Consider the following 16,983-nt stretch of genomic DNA (forward strand, 5'->3'; position numbering starts at 1 on the left):
CACGTTTTGATGCAAATCGAGCCCCATTTCTGTGACAAAGGTCCACAGAAAAAGGAAACCTTAGTTCTCATTTTTTAAAAACCGGGGGTTTGTGCGCTCCAATGAAGCCATTCCACCGGAGACCCCACCATGAGCTACTACGAACACGATCTCGCACTCGCAGCCGTCGAGGTGACCGTGTCCGAACTGCTGATGGCGACGCCGGACATGAGCGACCCGCTGCTGGATCCCTCGGTGCACCAGGTCCTCAAGCTGCTGCGCGACCAGCACGGCATGGAGGCCGCCTTCGCCTGCGAGTTCGTCGAAGGCCGGCAGGTGTCGCACCGCCGGCAGCCCTCCGGGCGCGCGCAGTTCATCGACGAGCAGGCCGAGCCGCTCGAACTCGCCTTCTGCAAGCAGGTGCTCAGCGCCAAGGTGCCCGCGGGCTGCTACCTCAGCGCGCCGGTCGTGCTCGGCAACGGCACGATCTACGGCACCTTCTATTCCTACAGCTTCACTCCCGATCCGGCGCTGGAGGCACGCGACCTCAAGAAGCTCGAGATGGCCGCGCAGTTGGCCGCCCGGCTGATCGCCGAACGCAGCCAGCGCACCGCGATGCCAGCGACCCCCATGATGCCCATGCCGGCACACGGCCGGTCGATGCAAGCGCAGTACGCCTGAGGCCGGCGCGCAGCGTTCAGCGCGCGAACACGCGGCGCTCCGGCGCGCGTCGGCTGGCGCTGCGCGCCATCTGCGCATCGATCGCCACGAGATGGTCGGGCAGGGTCATGAGCCGCAGCGCATCGGCCGGCGGCAGGGCCCGGCTGTAGAGAAAACGCAGCTGGCAGTCGCCGACCACGATCGCGTCGCCGTTGGACAGCGCGTGGGCCCTCACCTTCTCGTTGTTGACGTAGGTGCCGTTGCGGCTGCCCATGTCGGTGAGCATGAAGCGGTCGCCGGTCCACTCGATGGCGGCGTGATGCCGGCTCACCCGCTCGCTGTCGATGCACACGCTGTTGCTGCCGGACCGCCCGATGGTGGTGATCGGGCCTGCGATGTTGACCTGCCGCACGCTGCTGTGCCGCGCCAGGATGATCAGTCTTGCCATACCCCGTTCCTGTGGTTCATTGAACTGGGTTGAAGCTTAGGACCACAGGCCGGTCTGGAAAGAACGAAACAGAAGGGTTAATCCATTCTTGTTCGTTACACAGGCTTCAATTCTTGGCATCCCGGCCCGCTGCCGGCGGCATAGAGCACGCCGCGGGGCGCGCGGCACAAGCCCCACAGCCGCAGGCCGGCCAGTTGCGCAACCTGCACGCCCATCGCCGTCGGCGCCGAGACGGTGGCGAGCGCCGCGATGCCGAGGCGCGCGCACTTGCGCACCAGCTCATGGCTGCCGCGGCTGGACATCACGACGAAGCCGGGCTCGCTCAGCCGGCCGGCCCGCGCGAGCGTCCCGAGCAGCTTGTCGAGCGCGTTGTGGCGGCCCACGTCCTCGAGCACATCGGTCAGCTCGCCGCCGAGGGTGGCCCAGGCGGCCGCATGGATCGCCCCCGCTTCGGCATTGAGGACCTGGCGCGCAGGCAGCCCCGCCAGGGCGCGCAGCACGGTCGGCAGGTCGACGCGCCCGATCCAGCCACGGCGCGCGACGGGAGAGGTCTGCAGGTCGAGCGCGGCAAAGCTCTCGACGCCGCAGACGCCGCAGCCGGTGCGCCCCGCCACGCTGCGGCGGCGGCCCTTGAGCCGCTCGAAGCTGCGCGCCGAGATCTCGAGATGCACCTCGATGCCATCGATGCCCTCGGGCAGGCCCGCGTCTCGCGAGGCGATGCGCCTCGACTCGATGCCGCGGCAGTCGCGCACATGATCGAGGATGCCTTCGCTGAGCGCGAAGCCGAGCGCGAAGGACGCCAGATCCTGGGGCGTGGCCATCATCACCGCGTGCGAGACGCCGTTGAAGACCAGCGCGACCGGCACTTCGGCCGCCAGCGAGTCGCCGCGCGCCAGTCCCGAGGCCGGCGCGCCGGCCTCGCCAAACACGCGCACACCGCGGCGCGACAGCGGCGCCAGCGCCTCGGATTCGGCCACGGGGCTCACTGCGGCGTCGCCTCGTGCGGCAGCAGGACCACCGGGATCGACTTGGACGCCGGCGTGCCGGCATGGAGCGCCACCGAATCCAGGGGCACGAGCGGATTGGTCTCGGGATAGTAGGCCGCGAGGTTGCCGCGCGGTATGTTGTAGGCCACCAGCTTGAAGCGGTCGGCCCTGCGTTCCTGGCCGTCGTCCCAGACGGTGCGGATGTCGACCCAGTCGCCGTCCTTCAGGCCCAGCGCCCGGATGTCCTCTGCGTGGATGAAGACCACGCGGCGCTGGCCGAAGACGCCGCGGTAGCGGTCGTCGTGGCCGTAGATGGTGGTGTTGTACTGGTCGTGCGAGCGGGTCGTGAGCAGCGTGAACACCACCGTGTCGCGCAGCCGGGCCCGGGCCCGGTGCGAGGGCGTGTCCTGCGGCACCGCGTGCGTGAAGAAGACGGCCTTGCCCGAGGGCGTGTCCCAGACCCGCTCGGCCGCCGTGTTGCGCAGGCGGAAGCCGCCCGGCAAGGCCACGCGGCGGTTGAACGCCTTGAAGTCGTCGAACACCGCTTCGATCTTGTCGCGGATGCGGCCGTAGTCCTCGATCAGCCAGAGCCAGGGCGTGCGGCTGCGATGTCCGATGGCGGCGGCCGCCAGCCGCGCCACGATGGCCGGCTCCGACAGCAGATGCTCCGAAGCCGGCGGATTGATGCCCACCGACATGTGGACCATGCTCATCGAGTCTTCCACCGTCACGCCCTGGACGCCGCCGGCTTGCCGGTCGATCTCGGTGCGGCCCAGGCACGGCAGGATCAACGCCTCGCGGCCATGCACCACGTGGCTGCGGTTGAGCTTGGTCGCGACATGCACCGTGAGGTCGCAATTGCGCAGCGCCTTCCAGGTCTCGTGCGTGTCGGGCGTGGCGGCGGCGAAGTTGCCGCCGAGCGCGAAGAAGACCTTGCCGCGGCCGTCGCGCATCGCCCGGATCGACTCCACCGTGTCCCAGCCGGGCGCGCGCGGGGGCTCGAAGCCGAACACCTCGCGCAGCCGGTCCAGCAAGGCCGCGGGCGGCTTCTCCCAGATGCCCATGGTGCGATCGCCCTGGACGTTGCTGTGGCCGCGCACCGGACAGGCGCCGGCGCCGGGCCGGCCCAGATTGCCGCGCAGCATCAGCAGGTTGACCAGCATCTGGATCGTGGCGACCGAATCCACATGCTGCGTGATGCCCATGCCCCAGCAGACGATGGCGCGCTCGGCCTGGCGATACACCTCGGCGGCGGCGCGGATCTGCGCTTCGGACAGGCCCGACTCGCGCTCCAGCAGCGGCCAGGATTCGGCGCGCAGATCCGCCGCCAGCGTCTCGAAGCCCAGCGTGTGCCCGGCGATGAACGCCGGGTCGAGCACCGCCTCGCCGGCGTCCTCGCGCTCGATCAGGTGCTTCATCATGCCCTTGACCAGCGCGAAGTCGCCGCCCACGCGCAGCTGGAAGTAGTGGGTGCTGATCGGCGTCGAGCCGAGCGTGGCCATCTCGAGCTTGTCCTGCGGATCGGCGAATCGCTCCAGCCCGCGCTCGCGCAGCGGATTGAAGCTCACGATCCGGGCGCCGCGCCGGTGCGCCGCGCGCAGTTCGCCGAGCATGCGCGGATGATTGGTGCCCGGGTTCTGGCCGAAGATGAAGATGGCATCGGCCAGCTCGAAATCCTCCAGCGTGACCGTGCCCTTGCCGACGCCGATCTGCGGGCGCATGCCGCTTCCGCTCGGCTCGTGGCACATGTTCGAGCAGTCGGGGAAGTTGTTGGTGCCGTACTCGCGCACGAACAACTGGTAGAGGAAGGCGGCCTCGTTGCTCGCACGGCCCGAGGTATAGAACATGGCCTGGTCCGGGTCGGGCAGCGCCTGAAGGTGTCGGGCGACCAGCGCGAAGGCATCGTCCCAGTCGATGGGCAGGTACTTGTCGCTGGCGGCGTCGTAGACCATCGGGTGCGTCAGGCGGCCCTGGTCCTCGAGCCAGAAGTCGCTCTGCGCGGCCAGCTGCCTGACCGTGTGCTGCGCGAACAGCTCGGGCCCCGCACGCCGGGCGGTGGCTTCGGCCGCGACCGCCTTCACGCCGTTCTCGCAGAACTCGAAGGCCGAGGCGTGATTGCGGTCGGGCCAGGCGCAACCCGGGCAGTCGAAGCCATCGGGCTGGTTGGCCGACAGCATGGTCTTCGCCCCCTTGAGCGCGATGTTCTGCGCCCGCAGCGCGCGCGTCACGCTGCGCAGCGCGCCCCATCCGCCGGCCGGCCCCTTGTACAACTCGATCTTCTGTTCCTGCATGCGGGCAGTGTTGAGGCCGCCCGCCACAGCGTCAAATTGAATCGCGACATGCAGCGATTCAAAATGGAAATGGCCCCGCCTGCGCGGCCGTGCCGCTCGTTCAGCCCCTGGCCTTGCCCCGCCCGCTGAAGCGCGATTCGAGGAAGTCGAGCAGGGCGCGCAGCGCGGCGCTGTTGTGGCGCCGCTGCAGGTAGGCGGCCGACAGCCACATGTCGCTGCGCACGTAGTCCTGCAGCACCGGCACCAGTTCGCCCTGCTCGACGTGCGGCTGCACCAGGATGTTGGGCATGTAGATCACGCCGAACCCCTGCAGCGCGATCTGGATCAGCGGCGCGCTCTCGGTCGCGTCCATCCGGCTCCTGACCTCGACGTCGAAGGGCTTGCCGTCCACCTCGAAGCGCCACTCGGGGTGGGCGCCCAGCCGCGACTGGGTCAGCGCATCGTGGTCGGCGAGCTCGCGCGGATGCGCCGGCTTGCCCCGCTTCTTCCAGTAAGCCGGCGACGCGCACACCACCAGATGGCCGCGCGCCAGCTTGCGCACGATCAGGTTCTCGTCCTCGATCGGCCCGAAGTGCAATGCCACATCGATCGCGTCCTCGGCCATGTCGATCGCGCGGTTGGTCAGCTCCAGGCTGATGCTGACGTCGGGATAGTGGCCCATGAACTGGCCCAGCAGCTTCGGCAGGTCGCCCTGGCCGGAGCCCAGCGGCGCCGAGATCCGCAGCCGTCCCGTGGGATGGTTGGCATGCTCCTGCACCTCGGCCTGGGTGAGCTCGAACATCTCCATCATCGGCTTGCTGCGTTCGAGCAGCAGCGCCCCGGCGTCCGTGAGGCTCACGGCGCGCGTGGAGCGGTTCAGCAGCCGCACGCCCAGCCGCGTCTCGAGCTCGGCGATGTACTTGCTCACCGTGGCCTTCGACACGTCGAGCTTGATCGCGGCGCGCGAGAAGCTGCCGTGCGAGGCGACCTCGCGGAAGGTTTTGATCAGGTCGAGGCTGTCCATGACAGGCGCGCATTGTCGCCTGTCGCGCCGGTGCCGTAGCCGGCGGCCGCCATCGGTTCGCCACCGCGCCGGATCTGCACCGCGCAATACTTGAACTCCGGGATCTTTCCGAACGGATCGAGCGCCGCGTTGGTCATCAGGTTGGCCGCCGCCTCGTAGTAGGCGAAGGGCACGAACACCGCGCCGCTCGGCGTGCCGTCGTCGCGCCGCACGTGGATCGCGACCTCGCCGCGGCGCGAGCGCACGGTGATCACGTCGCCGGGCACCAGGCCCAGCGCCTGCAGGTCGTCCTGGTTCATCGAGGCCGTGGCCATCGGCTCCAGCGCGTCGAGTACGCTGGCGCGGCGGGTCATGCTGCCGGTGTGCCAGTGCTCGAGCTGGCGCCCTGTGATCAGCACGAAGGGATAGTCGGCATCGGGCCGCTCGGCGGCCGGAATGATGTCGGCCGGCACCAGCTTCACGCGGCCGTCGGCGGTCGGGAAGCTGTCGATGAACACGATCGGCTGGCCCGGATCGTCGGCGTCGAGGCAGGGATAGGTCACGCTCGACTCGCGCTGCAGCCGCTCCCAGCTGATGCCGCTGATGGCCGCGTGCATCGCCTGGCGCATCTCCTCGTAGACCGCCGCGACGCCGGATTCCTCGCCTTCGTAGTTCCAGTCGAGGCCCATGCGCTGGGCGATCTGCTGGATGATCCAGAGGTCGGGCATCGCATCGCCGGGCGGATTCAGCGCCCGTTGGCCGAGCTGCACCATGCGGTCGGTGTTGCTCACCGTGCCGGTCTTCTCGGGCCACGCGCTCGCCGGCAGCACGACGTCGGCCAGCCAGGCGGTCTCTGTCATGAAGATGTCCTGCACCACCAGGTGCTCCAGGCTTGCGAGCGCGTGGCGCGCATGGTTCAGGTCGGGGTCGCTCATGGCGGGGTTCTCGCCCATGATGTACATGCCGCGGACCTTGTGCGGATCGTCGTCGGGCGCCAGCGCCTTGTGCATGATCTCGACCACGGTATAGCCCGGCGCCGCGTCGAGCGGCTGGCCCCAGAAGTCCTCGAACCACGCATGCGCGGCCGCGTTGTCGACCCGCTGGTAGTTGGGGAACATCATCGGGATCAGCCCCGCGTCGCTCGCGCCCTGCACGTTGTTCTGGCCACGCAGCGGATGCAGGCCGGAGCCGGACTTGCCGATCTGCCCGGTGACGCTGACCAGCGCGATCAGGCAGCGTGCGTTGTCGGTGCCGTGCACGTGCTGGCTGACGCCCATGCCCCACAGCACCATCGCGCCCTTGGCGCTGGCGAAGGCGCGCGCGACTTCGCGCAGCGTCTCGGCCGGCACGCCGCAGATCGGCGCCATCGCCTCGGGGCTGTAACCCTTGACGTTCTCGCGCAGGGCCTCGAAATTGCTGGCGCGGGTACGGATGAACTCCTGGTCCACCAAGCCTTCGTCGATCACCGCGTGGATCAACGCATTGAGCATCGCGACATCGGTGTCGGCCTTGAACTGCAGCGTGCGCCAGGCGTGCTTGCTGATGTCGGTGCGGCGCGGGTCGGCCAGCACGATCTTCGCCCCGCGCTTGGCGGCGTTCTTCATCCAGGTCGCGGCCACCGGGTGGTTCGCGGTCGGGTTGGAGCCGATGATGAAGATCAGATCCGCATGCTCGACGTCGTTGACCTGGTTGCTCACCGCCCCGGAGCCCACGCCTTCGAGCAGCGCCGCCACGCTCGACGCATGGCACAGCCGCGTGCAGTGATCGACGTTGTTGCTGCCGAAGCCGGTGCGCACCAGCTTCTGGAACAGGTAGGCCTCCTCGTTGCTGCCCTTGGCGGAGCCGAAACCGGCCAATGCCTTCTTGCCGTGCGTGTCGCGCAGGCCCTTGAGCTTGCCGGCCGTGAAGGCGAGCGCTTCTTCCCAGCTGGCCTCGCGGAAGGCTTCGCTCCAATCGCCGGGCCGCGGTGCCTCGTCGAAGTGCTTGGGCACACCGGGCTTGCGGATCAGCGGCTTGGTCAGGCGCTGCGGATGGTGCGCATAGTCGAAGCCGAAACGGCCCTTGACGCACAGGCGGCCGTGGTTGGCGGGGCCGTCGCGGCCGTCGACGCTGACAATCGTCTCGTCCTTGACGTTGTAGGTGAGCAGGCAGCCGACGCCGCAGAACGGGCACACCGAATCGACCTTGCGGTCGACCTGCTGCGAGCCGATGTGGCTCTTGGGCATCAGGGCGCCGGTCGGGCAGGCCTGCACGCATTCGCCGCAGGCCACGCAGGTGCTGTCGCCCATCGGATCGTCGAGGTCGAAGACGATCTTCGAATGCTCGCCGCGCATCGCGTAGCCGATGACGTCGTTGACCTGCTCCTCGCGGCAGGCGCGCACGCAGCGGTTGCACTGGATGCAGGCGTCGAGGTTGACCGCCATCGCGGGGTGGGAGACGTCGGCCGCGGGCTGTTCGCGGCGCAGGGCCTTGAGCTCGGGGCGCACGGCGATACCGAGCCGGGCCGCCCATTCGCTGAGCTCGCCGTGCGGGCGGGTGGCATCGTCGCCGATCCACTTGTAGCCTTCATCGGGCATGTCGGACAGCAGCATCTCGACCACCATCTTCTGGCTCTTCAGTGCCCGCTCGCTGGTCGCCTGCACCTTCATGCCGGCGCTCACGCTGCGGCAGCAGCTCGGCGCCAGCGTGCGCTCGCCCTCGACCTCGACCACGCAGGCACGGCAGTTGCCGTCGGGGCGCAGGCCGTCGGTGTAGCAGAGATGCGGAATCTCGACGCCATGACGTTCGGCGGCCTTGAAGATGGTCTCGCCCTCGAAGGCCTCGATGGCGCGGCCGTCGAGCGTGAACGCCACCGTCTGCGGCATCAGTTCGGCAATCTTGGCCGGTGCGTTCATTGAATCTCCTGCGGAAAGTACTTCTGGATGCTGCGGATCGGGTTCGGCGCCGCCTGGCCCAGCCCGCAGATCGACGCATCGCCCATCACCTGCGCCAGGTCTTCGAGGGTGGCGTTGTCCCAGGCCGGCGCCTGCATCAGCGCCGCCGCCTTGGCGGTGCCCACGCGGCACGGGGTGCACTGGCCGCAGCTCTCGTGCTTGAAGAATCGCATCATGTTGAGCGCCGCGTCGCGCGCGCGGTCGTGCTGGCTCAGCACCATCACGGCGGCCGAGCCGATGAAGCAACCGTATGGCTGGAGGGTGTCGAAGTCGAGCGGGATGTCGTCCATGCGGGCCGGCAGGATGCCGCCCGATGCGCCGCCCGGCAGGTAGGCGTGCAGCGTGTGGCCGTCCAGCATGCCGCCGCAGTACTCGTCGATCAGCTCCCGCACCGTGATGCCCGCCGGCGCGAGCTTGACGCCCGGGTGCTTCACGCGCCCGCTGACGCTGAAGCTGCGCAAACCCTTGCGCCCGTGGCGGCCGAAGCCGGTCCACCATTGCGGGCCGCGCTCGACGATGTCGCGCACCCAGTAGAGCGTCTCGAAGTTGTGTTCCAGCGTCGGCCGGCCGAACAGGCCGACCTGCGCGATGTAGGGCGGCCGCATGCGCGGTTCGCCGCGCTTGCCCTCGATGCTCTCGATCATCGCGGACTCCTCGCCGCAGATGTAGGCGCCGGCGCCGCGCCGCAGCTCGATGGTCGGCAGCTGGCAGGGCGGATCGGCCCGCAGCGCGGCGAGCTCGGCTTCGAGCAGCGCGCGGCAGTCGTGGTATTCGTCCCGCAGGTAGATGTAGCAGGCCTCGACGCCGGTGATCTGTGCCGCCACCAGCAGGCCTTCGAGGAAGCGGTGCGGATCGCGTTCGAGGTAGGTCCGGTCCTTGAAAGTGCCGGGCTCGCCCTCGTCGAGGTTCACCGCCATGAGCCTGGGGGCCGGCTGGTCGCGCACGATGCGCCACTTGCGTCCGGCCGGGAAGCCGGCGCCGCCGAGGCCGCGAAGGCCCGAATCCTCGAGCGCCCGGAGCACCGCTTCGGCGTCTTCCTCGCCGTTGACCAGCGCGGCCGCCAGCGCATAGCCGCCGTGCGCACGGTAGGTCCGGTAGTCGGTGAAGGGCGGCCGGGCCTCGACCGCCTCGGACGGCGCAGAGAGGCTCTGCCCGGCCAGATCGGCAGGGACGAAATGGGTGTGGCGCGCAACCGTCGGCCGGGGCCCGGCGGCCACCGCCTGCAGCACCTTCTCGGCGTTCGCCAGCGGCACCGCCTGCTGGTGCACCGCCACCGCCGGCGCCTGCTCGCAGCGGCCGATGCAGGGCGCCGCGATCACGCGGACGTCGTCGCGGCCGGCCGCGCCCAACAGGGCGGGCAGGCGCTCGATCAGCGATTGCGCGCCGGCCAGCTCGCAGGCCAGGCCGTCGCACACGCGCACCGTGAGGCCGGGCGCCTGCGCGTCGCCGCGCACGATCTCGAAGTGGTGGTAGAAGGTCGCGACCTCGTACACCTCGGCCATCGGGATGCCGGTCAGCGAGGCCAGCGCCACCAGGTGATGGTCGTGGAGGCAGCCGTGGGCGTCGTTGAGCAGGTGCAACTGCTCGATCAGCAGGTCGCGCCGGTAACCGGCCAGCGGGCGCGGGCCGATCAGCGCGCGCACCTCGGCCAGCGCGTTCTCCTCGGGCTGGCGCCCCTTGAGCTTGCTCTTGCGGCGAATGCGCTCGCGCAACTGGTCGGGCGTGGCGAGCGGGATGGCCTCGATCTTGTTCTGGGTGCCTGGGTGATTCATTGCCTCGGCCGTCTCATGGGGTTGTCCTGCCGCGCGAATCGGCGGCCTCTCCGACTGTCGGCCGCTCGGGCGCGCTTGGCAAATTGAATCCGCACATGGAGTGATTCAATAAAGAAATGAAACGCCGGGCGGTCCGGCGCCCCTCCCCCGGGATCAACCGCGCAAGGCGCCGCTGTGGGCCCCGACTTCGCGCTGCCAGTCCGGGCTCTGGAGCAGCGCCAGCGCCGCATCCAGCGCGCGCGAGGGCCGCACGGCCGTCTGCGTCATGAAGCCGATCGGCGTCAGCACCTCGGGCCCCACCAACGGCAGCGCCTCGAATTGGCCCTGGGCGCGGACCGCATCCACCATCGCGCCCGGCAGCACGGCGCAGACCCGGCCGGACAGCACACTGAGCGCCAGGGTCAGCACCGAGTTGGTCTCGATGGCAGGCGACACGACCGCGCCGGCCGCCTTGAAGGCCTGGTCGACGATCGAGCGGTTGTGCATTTCCGGCGTCAGCAGGCACAGCGGCAGCTCGGCCGCCCGGGCCCACCCGATCGGTTCGCCGATCTGCAGCGCCGCGGCGCCACTGCGCTCGGCGCGGCGCAACAGGAAGTAGTGCTCGACGCTCTGCGGCCAGGCCGTGAGCTTGACTTCGCGCGGATGCATGCGCTCGGTGTAGCCCAGCGCGATGTCGAGCGACAGGTTCTCCAGCCCCGTCTCGAGCTCCAGCGAACTCATCGACAGGACGGTCGGCACGATGCCGGGATGGCGCGCCTGCAGCTGGGCCGCGAAACGGGCCAGCAGAGGGATGGCGGTGGGCACGGCCGCCATTCGCAGGCTGCCGCGGGGAAAGCCCTCCTCGCTCTTCAGAAGTTGCTGCAGCACCTCGTTCTCGTGCAGCATCCGGTGGGCCGCGGCCAGCACGGCCTCACCCTCGTGCGTGAGCCCGGCGTAGGTGCGGCCGCGCTTGACCACCACCACACCGAACTCCGCCTCGAGCGCGCGCAGCGCATTCGACAGCGCCGGCTGCGTGATGTGGCAGGCCTGGGCGGCGCGGCCGAAATGACGGTGCTCCTCGAGCGCGACGAGGTAGCGCATCGAGGCGAGGAGATTCATCGGCGCCGAGGAGGCTTCAGGTGTTCTTCGAGACCGTGATGGTCGGGAACTTGGCCGAGAAGTCCTTGGCCTTCTCGGCGATACCCACCGCCACCCGGCGCGCGACCGCCTTGTAGATGCCGGCCACCTCGCCGTCGGGGTCGGCCACCACGGTCGGCTTGCCGCTGTCGGCCTGGAGCCGGATGTTGATGTCCAGCGGCAGCGCGCCGAGGTACTCCATCAGGTACTGCTCGGCCATCTTGCGGCCACCGTCGGCGCCGAAGATGTGCTCCACGTGGCCGCAATTCGAGCACACGTGCACCGCCATGTTCTCGACGATGCCGAGGATCGGCACGCCGACCTTCTCGAACATCTTGATGCCCTTGCGGGCGTCGAGCAGCGCGATGTCCTGCGGCGTGGTGACGATCACCGCGCCGGTCATCGGCACCCGCTGCGACAGCGTCAGCTGGATGTCGCCGGTGCCCGGCGGCATGTCGACGATCAGGTAGTCGAGGTCCTTCCAGTTGGTCTGGCGCAGCAGCTGCTCCAGCGCCTGGGTGGCCATCGGGCCGCGCCAGATCATGGCTTCGTCCTGGTCGACCAGGAAGCCGATCGACATCACCTGCACGCCGTGGTTCTCCAGCGGCTCCATGGTCTTGCCGTCGTCGCTCTCGGGCCGCCCCTGGATGCCGAGCATCATGGGCTGGCTCGGGCCGTAGATGTCGGCGTCGAGCAGGCCGACACTGGCGCCCTCGGCCGCGAGCGCCAGCGCCAGGTTGGCCGCGGTGGTGCTCTTGCCGACGCCGCCCTTGCCCGACGCCACCGCGATGATGTTCTTGACGTTGGGCATCAGCTGCACGCCGCGCTGTACCGCGTGGCTGATGACCTTGGTCGCGATGTTGACCGAGACGTTCTCCACCCCCGGCACCGACTTGGCGGCGGCCACCAGCGCGCGGCGCATGGCGGGCATCTGGCTCTTGGCCGGGTAGCCCAGCTCGATGTCGAACGAAACCTCGCCCTCGTGGATCTGCAGGTTCTTCAGCGCCCGGGTGCTGACGAAATCCTTGCCGGTATTGGGGTCGAGGACGGTCTTGAGGACCTCCGCGAGCGCCTCTTGCGTAACTGCCATTGATCACTCCTGAATGGCGGGTAGTCTAGTGCGGCGCCGGAAAGGCCGGACGCCGCGCGCCCTTGACCCCTCCGGCACGACCGGTTCGGCAGCTTGCGGGTACGCTCGACCGGCCATGCCGTCGTCCCGCCCAGTCCCCGCCCCCATCCCCGCCACCGGCCTGGTGCTGACCGGCGGCGGCGCGCGTGCCGCCTACCAGGTCGGCGTGCTCCAGGCCCTGGCCAGGCTGCGCCGCACGGCCGGAGCCCGCGCAGGAGGCAATCCGTTCCCGATCATCACCGGCACTTCGGCCGGCGCGATCAACGCGGCCGCACTGGCCTGCGGCGCGGACGACTTCGACGCCACGGTTCGCAGGATCGCGCAGGTCTGGTCCCGGCTCGATCCCGGGCAGGTCTACCGCGCCGACGCACTGATCGGCCTGCGCAGCGACGCGCCCTGGGCGCGACTGCTGTCGGCCGGCTGGCTGGTTGCGCGCTGGCGGCGCAGCGGCCTGCGTTCGTTTCTCGACAACGCTCCGCTGCGCGCGCTGCTCGAACAGATGGTGCCGCTGGACCGGCTGGCCGGACTGATGTCGCAGGGCCACCTCGACGCGCTGGCGGTCACGGCGTCGAGCTACGGCTCGGGCGAGCACGTGACCTTCTATCAGGCAGGTCCGCAGCAGCAGCCGTGGGTCCGATCCCGTCGGCTGGCCGCGCCGGTGTGCTTCGCGCACGAGCATCTGCTGGCGTCGTCGGCGATTCCGTTCGTCTTTCCGGCAACGCCGCTGGACATCGACGGCCACGTCGAGTACTTCGGCGACGGTTCCATGCGCCAGTCCGCGCCGCTGGCCGCCGCCATCCATCTGGGCGCAAGGCGCATCCTGGCCGTCGGCGCGGGTCGCATGCAGGAGCCGGCCCACGCGCTGGCACCCAATGCGCTGAGCGGCTATCCGTCGCTGGCGCAGATTGCCGGGCACGCGCTGTCGAGCATCTTTCTCGATTCGCTGACCGCCGACGTGGAGCGCCTGCAGCGTATCAACGCCACGCTGGCGCTGATCCCGCCCGAGGCGCGCGGCGCCACCGCGCTGCAGCATGTGGAACTGCTGCTGATCGCGCCGTCACAGCGCATCGACATGATCGCCGCGCGCCACGCCCAGGCGTTGCCGGCCGCCGTCCGCGGCCTGCTGGGCCAACCGGCGGTACCGGCCGAGACGGCCGCCCTGAAGGGTTCGGCGCTCGCGAGCTACCTGCTGTTCGAGTCGGCCTTCACGCGGGAGCTGATGGCACTGGGGCGGCGGGACACCTTCAGCCAGCGCGATGCGGTGTGCCGCTTTCTGGGCTGGCACGACACCGCCTGAAGACCCGGTTCGGCAGCGGCATGCCATGGCGCTGCGCTCGGCTCAGGCGGCATTGTCCAGGCGCTTCATCATGCGAACAGCGTCCTCCACATCTTCGTAGTAGCCGGGGCTGGCCCCGTACTCCACGAAGCCGTGCCGGCGATAGAAGGATTTCGCCGGGGCATTCCCGGCCCTTGCCTCGAGCCGTATGGCGCGCATGCCGGCGACGACGGCGGTGGCTTCGAGCCACGCCAGCATGGCTGCCCCGAGGCCGGCCCGGCGTTGCGAGGCCTCGACCGCGAACAGCACGATGTGCGCCTCGTCGTCCCCGTACTGCATGATCGCGAAGCCCAGCAGCACGCCCTGGCGCCGGGCCACCGCCACGTTGGTGGCCGGGTCCCGGATGGCCCGCAGCACGCGCCGCTCGGTCCAGCGCCACGAAAGGCCGCGCTCGATGGCGTCCCGGGACAGCGCCGCGATCGCCGGCGCGTCGGCGGCCTGGGCCAGGGTGATTTCGTAGGCGGCGATCACGGGGAACTCGGGTTGGCGGGAAGACTATAGCCCCGCCACCTAAAATGCCGGGTCCCCTGCTGGCGCAGCCGCCGGCCGCAGCCCGTCCCAGCCCGTTTCTTCCTCGTCCCGAAAGCGCCCCCGCGATGTCCCAGCGCAAGATCTTCGTCACCACCGCCCTGCCCTACGCCAACGGCAAGTTCCACGTCGGCCACATCATGGAATACATCCAGGCCGACATCTGGGTGCGCTTCCAGCGCATGCAGGGCCACATGGTGCACTTCGTGGGTGCCGACGACGCGCACGGCGCGCCGATCATGATCGCGGCCGAGAAGGCCGGCAAGACGCCGCAGCAGTTCGTCGGCGAGATCGCCGCCGGCCGCAAGGAATACCTCGACGGCTTCCACATCCGCTTCGACAACTGGCACTCGACCGACAGCCCCGAGAACACCGAACTCGCGCAGGGCATCTACCGCAAGCTCAAGGCCGGCGGGATGGTCGCCACGCGCACCATCGAGCAGTTCTACGATCCGGTCAAGGGCATGTTCCTGCCCGACCGCTACATCAAGGGCGAGTGCCCGGTGTGCCATGCGAAGGACCAGTACGGCGACGCCTGCGAGGTGTGCAGCAGCGTCTATTCGCCGACCGAGCTGATCAGCCCCTACTCGACGCTCACCGGCGCCACGCCCGAGCTGCGCAGCTCCGAGCATTTCTTCTTCAAGCTGTCCGACCCGAAGGTGGTCGACTTCCTCAAGACCTGGACCCAGGACGGCAAGCTGCAGCCAGAGATGGCGAAGAAGGCCAGCGAGTGGTTCGAGGCCGGCATGGCCGACTGGGACATCTCGCGGGAAGCGCCGTATTTCGGCATCGAGATCCCCGACGCGCCGGGCAAGTACTTCTACGTCTGGCTCGACGCCCCCGTGGGCTATCTGGCGAGCCTGAAGAACCATTTCGACAAGGGCCAGGCCGCCGAGCACTGGCACGCACCCTCGCGCACCACGCAGAGCTTCGACGAGTTCGTCGCCGATCCGGCGGTGGAGCAGGTGCACTTCATCGGCAAGGACATCGTCTATTTCCACACCCTCTTCTGGCCCGCGATGCTGCAGTTCAGCGGGCGAAAGACGCCGAGCCAGGTCAACGTGCACGGTTTCATCACGGTCTCGGGCGAGAAGATGAGCAAGAGCCGCGGCACCGGCATCGACCCGCTGAAGTACCTCTCGATCGGCATGAACCCCGAATGGCTGCGCTACTACATCGCGGCCAAGCTCAACGCCAAGGTGGAGGACGTCGACTTCACGGCCGAGGACTTCATGGCCCGCGTGAACGCCGACCTGATCGGCAAGTACATCAACATCGCCAGCCGCGCCGCGGGCTTCCTCGCCAAGCGCTTCGCCGGCAAGCTGGGCACGGTGTCGGCCGACGGCGCCGCCCTGCTGGCCACGCTGCAGGCCGCCGCGGCGCCGATGCAGGCGCTCTACGACAGCCGTGACTTCGCGCGCGCGCTGCGCGAAATCATGCTGCTGGCCGACAAGGTCAACGAGTACGTCGACCAGAACAAGCCCTGGGAACTGGCCAAGAAGGAGGGCATGGAGGCCCGCCTGCACGATGTCTGCACGGCCTGCATCGAGGCCTTCCGGCTGCTGACCATCTACCTCAAGCCGGTGCTGCCGGCGCTCGCCGCCGAGGTCGAGGCCTTCCTCGCCAGCGAGCCGCTGCTGTTCGCCGATGCCGGCCGCCTGCTCGGCGCCGGCCATGCGATCAAGGACTACAAGCACCTGATGCAGCGGGTCGACGTCAAGCAGCTCGACCAGCTGTTCGAGCCGCCCGCGCCTGTGGCGGCGGCCGAGCCCGACGAAGCCACGCTGCTGCCCGGCGGCGAAGGCATCGCGCCCACCATCACCATCGACGACTTCACGAAGATCGACCTGCGGATCGCGAAGATCGTGGCCTGCCAGAAGGTCGAGGGCTCGACCAAGCTGCTGCACCTGACGCTGGACGCCGGCGAAGGCCGCACGCGCAACGTGTTCTCCGGCATCGCCTCGGTCTACCAGCCCGAGCAACTGGTCGGCAAGCTCACGGTGCTGGTCGCCAACCTGGCGCCGCGCAAGATGAAGTTCGGCATCTCCGAGGGCATGGTGCTGGCCGCCAGCCACGCCGACGAGAAGGCGAACCCGGGCATCCACGTGCTGGAGCCGTGGCCGGGGGCGACGCCCGGGATGCGGGTGCGCTAACGCAGGTTGTTGACCAGCACGAGGTCGGCGAACACCTTGCCGCCGACCGAGATGTGCTCCCGCATGGCTTCCGCGGCATTGTCCGCATGGCCCTGAAGGATCCATTCCACGACCCGCTCGTGCTCTCGTTGCGAGGTGGCCAGGCGTCCCGGTTTCTCGAACAGGCGTCCCCGGTAGGCGGCGATCCGCAATCGAACCGTCCGGGCCTGCTCGACGATGAAGGGATTGCCGCTGGCCCGATAGATCACATCGTGCAGCGCGGCGTTGGCCACCTGGTAGGCGGCTGCGTCCTGTGCGGCCGCGGCAGCGCCCGTGACTTCCAGCGCACGCTGCAGCTCTTCCCTCAGCGCCGGGCCGATGCGTAGCGCGGCCAGCCGCGCCAGCACCCCTTCCAGTTCGCCGAGCGCTTCCATCATCGCGACCAGTTCGCTCGCTCGCAGCTGACGCACGTAGATGCCGGAACGCGGAACGATGTCGACCAGGCCGCGCGCACTCAGCAAAAGCAAGGCCTCGCGAACCGGCGTGCGCGAGGTGTTGAAGCTCAGCGCGAGCGCCTTTTCATCGATGGGCATGCCTGGCGAGAGCGTTCCTTCATGGATGTCCTGCTCGAGTCGACTCCGGATCTGGTCCTGAAGGCTGCCGCTTTCGAGGGTTTTCGAGGGTTGCATGG

The 16,983-nt window shown here is 69.1% G+C and carries 13 protein-coding genes; 3 read left to right on the forward strand and 10 right to left on the reverse strand.

Annotation, left to right across the window (positions count from 1 at the left end; all coding sequences use genetic code 11):
* The first annotated feature begins 129 nt into the window (after positions 1–129).
* Positions 130–660, forward strand: a complete 531-nt coding sequence (locus AB4Z46_RS20830; protein WP_442285441.1) for a hypothetical protein — start codon at positions 130–132, stop codon at positions 658–660.
* A gap of 16 nt (positions 661–676) precedes the next feature.
* Here the strand turns inward: AB4Z46_RS20830 and AB4Z46_RS20835 are convergent, their stop codons facing one another.
* The 8 genes from AB4Z46_RS20835 to apbC form a co-directional block, all read right to left on the reverse strand.
* The gene (locus tag AB4Z46_RS20835) at positions 677–1,087 is read right to left on the reverse strand and encodes an FHA domain-containing protein (RefSeq protein WP_442285442.1); all 411 of its coding nucleotides are present in this window, start codon (positions 1,085–1,087) and stop codon (positions 677–679) included.
* Between the two features lie 95 nt (positions 1,088–1,182).
* A complete protein-coding gene (fdhD, locus tag AB4Z46_RS20840; protein ID WP_442285443.1) occupies positions 1,183–2,073 on the reverse strand; it encodes a formate dehydrogenase accessory sulfurtransferase FdhD in 891 nt (296 codons plus the stop codon).
* On the reverse strand, positions 2,070–4,364 hold the full coding sequence (locus AB4Z46_RS20845; protein ID WP_442285444.1) for an FdhF/YdeP family oxidoreductase: 2,295 nt from the start codon (positions 4,362–4,364) through the stop codon (positions 2,070–2,072). The genes fdhD and AB4Z46_RS20845 overlap by 4 nt, the downstream gene beginning before the upstream one ends.
* 100 nt (positions 4,365–4,464) lie before the next feature.
* Positions 4,465–5,367, reverse strand: coding sequence for a LysR family transcriptional regulator (locus AB4Z46_RS20850; RefSeq protein ID WP_442285445.1), 903 nt, complete (start codon positions 5,365–5,367; stop codon positions 4,465–4,467).
* Complete coding sequence (fdhF, locus tag AB4Z46_RS20855; RefSeq protein ID WP_442285446.1) at positions 5,349–8,240, reverse strand: formate dehydrogenase subunit alpha; 2,892 nt, start codon at positions 8,238–8,240, stop codon at positions 5,349–5,351. Before fdhF ends, AB4Z46_RS20850 begins: the two co-directional genes overlap by 19 nt.
* Positions 8,237–10,051, reverse strand: a complete 1,815-nt coding sequence (locus AB4Z46_RS20860; RefSeq protein WP_442285447.1) for an NADH-ubiquinone oxidoreductase-F iron-sulfur binding region domain-containing protein — start codon at positions 10,049–10,051, stop codon at positions 8,237–8,239. Before AB4Z46_RS20860 ends, fdhF begins: the two co-directional genes overlap by 4 nt.
* 153 nt (positions 10,052–10,204) lie before the next feature.
* A complete protein-coding gene (locus AB4Z46_RS20865) occupies positions 10,205–11,149 on the reverse strand; it encodes a LysR substrate-binding domain-containing protein (RefSeq protein ID WP_442285448.1) in 945 nt (314 codons plus the stop codon).
* A 16-nt stretch (positions 11,150–11,165) separates the two neighbouring features.
* Entirely contained in the window at positions 11,166–12,257 is a 1,092-nt protein-coding gene (gene apbC, locus AB4Z46_RS20870; RefSeq protein ID WP_442285449.1) for an iron-sulfur cluster carrier protein ApbC, read from the reverse strand.
* 115 nt (positions 12,258–12,372) lie between these two features.
* Here apbC and AB4Z46_RS20875 point away from each other — a divergent pair, with 115 nt between their 5' ends.
* Positions 12,373–13,593, forward strand: a complete 1,221-nt coding sequence (locus tag AB4Z46_RS20875) for a patatin-like phospholipase family protein (RefSeq protein WP_442285450.1) — start codon at positions 12,373–12,375, stop codon at positions 13,591–13,593.
* 42 nt (positions 13,594–13,635) lie between these two features.
* Here the strand turns inward: AB4Z46_RS20875 and AB4Z46_RS20880 are convergent, their stop codons facing one another.
* Positions 13,636–14,103 carry a GNAT family N-acetyltransferase gene (locus AB4Z46_RS20880; RefSeq protein ID WP_442285451.1) on the reverse strand — a complete coding sequence of 156 codons (468 nt, stop codon included), beginning with the start codon at positions 14,101–14,103 and terminating at the stop codon, positions 13,636–13,638.
* A 125-nt stretch (positions 14,104–14,228) separates the two neighbouring features.
* Here AB4Z46_RS20880 and metG point away from each other — a divergent pair, with 125 nt between their 5' ends.
* Entirely contained in the window at positions 14,229–16,313 is a 2,085-nt protein-coding gene (metG, locus tag AB4Z46_RS20885; protein WP_442285452.1) for a methionine--tRNA ligase, read from the forward strand.
* Here metG and AB4Z46_RS20890 read toward each other — a convergent pair.
* Complete coding sequence (locus AB4Z46_RS20890; protein ID WP_442285453.1) at positions 16,310–16,981, reverse strand: GntR family transcriptional regulator; 672 nt, start codon at positions 16,979–16,981, stop codon at positions 16,310–16,312. The genes metG and AB4Z46_RS20890 overlap by 4 nt on opposite strands.
* Between the last annotated feature and the right edge of the window lie 2 nt (positions 16,982–16,983).

It is taken from the genome of Variovorax sp. M-6, from assembly GCF_052114385.1.
Lineage (GTDB): Bacteria > Pseudomonadota > Gammaproteobacteria > Burkholderiales > Burkholderiaceae_C > Variovorax.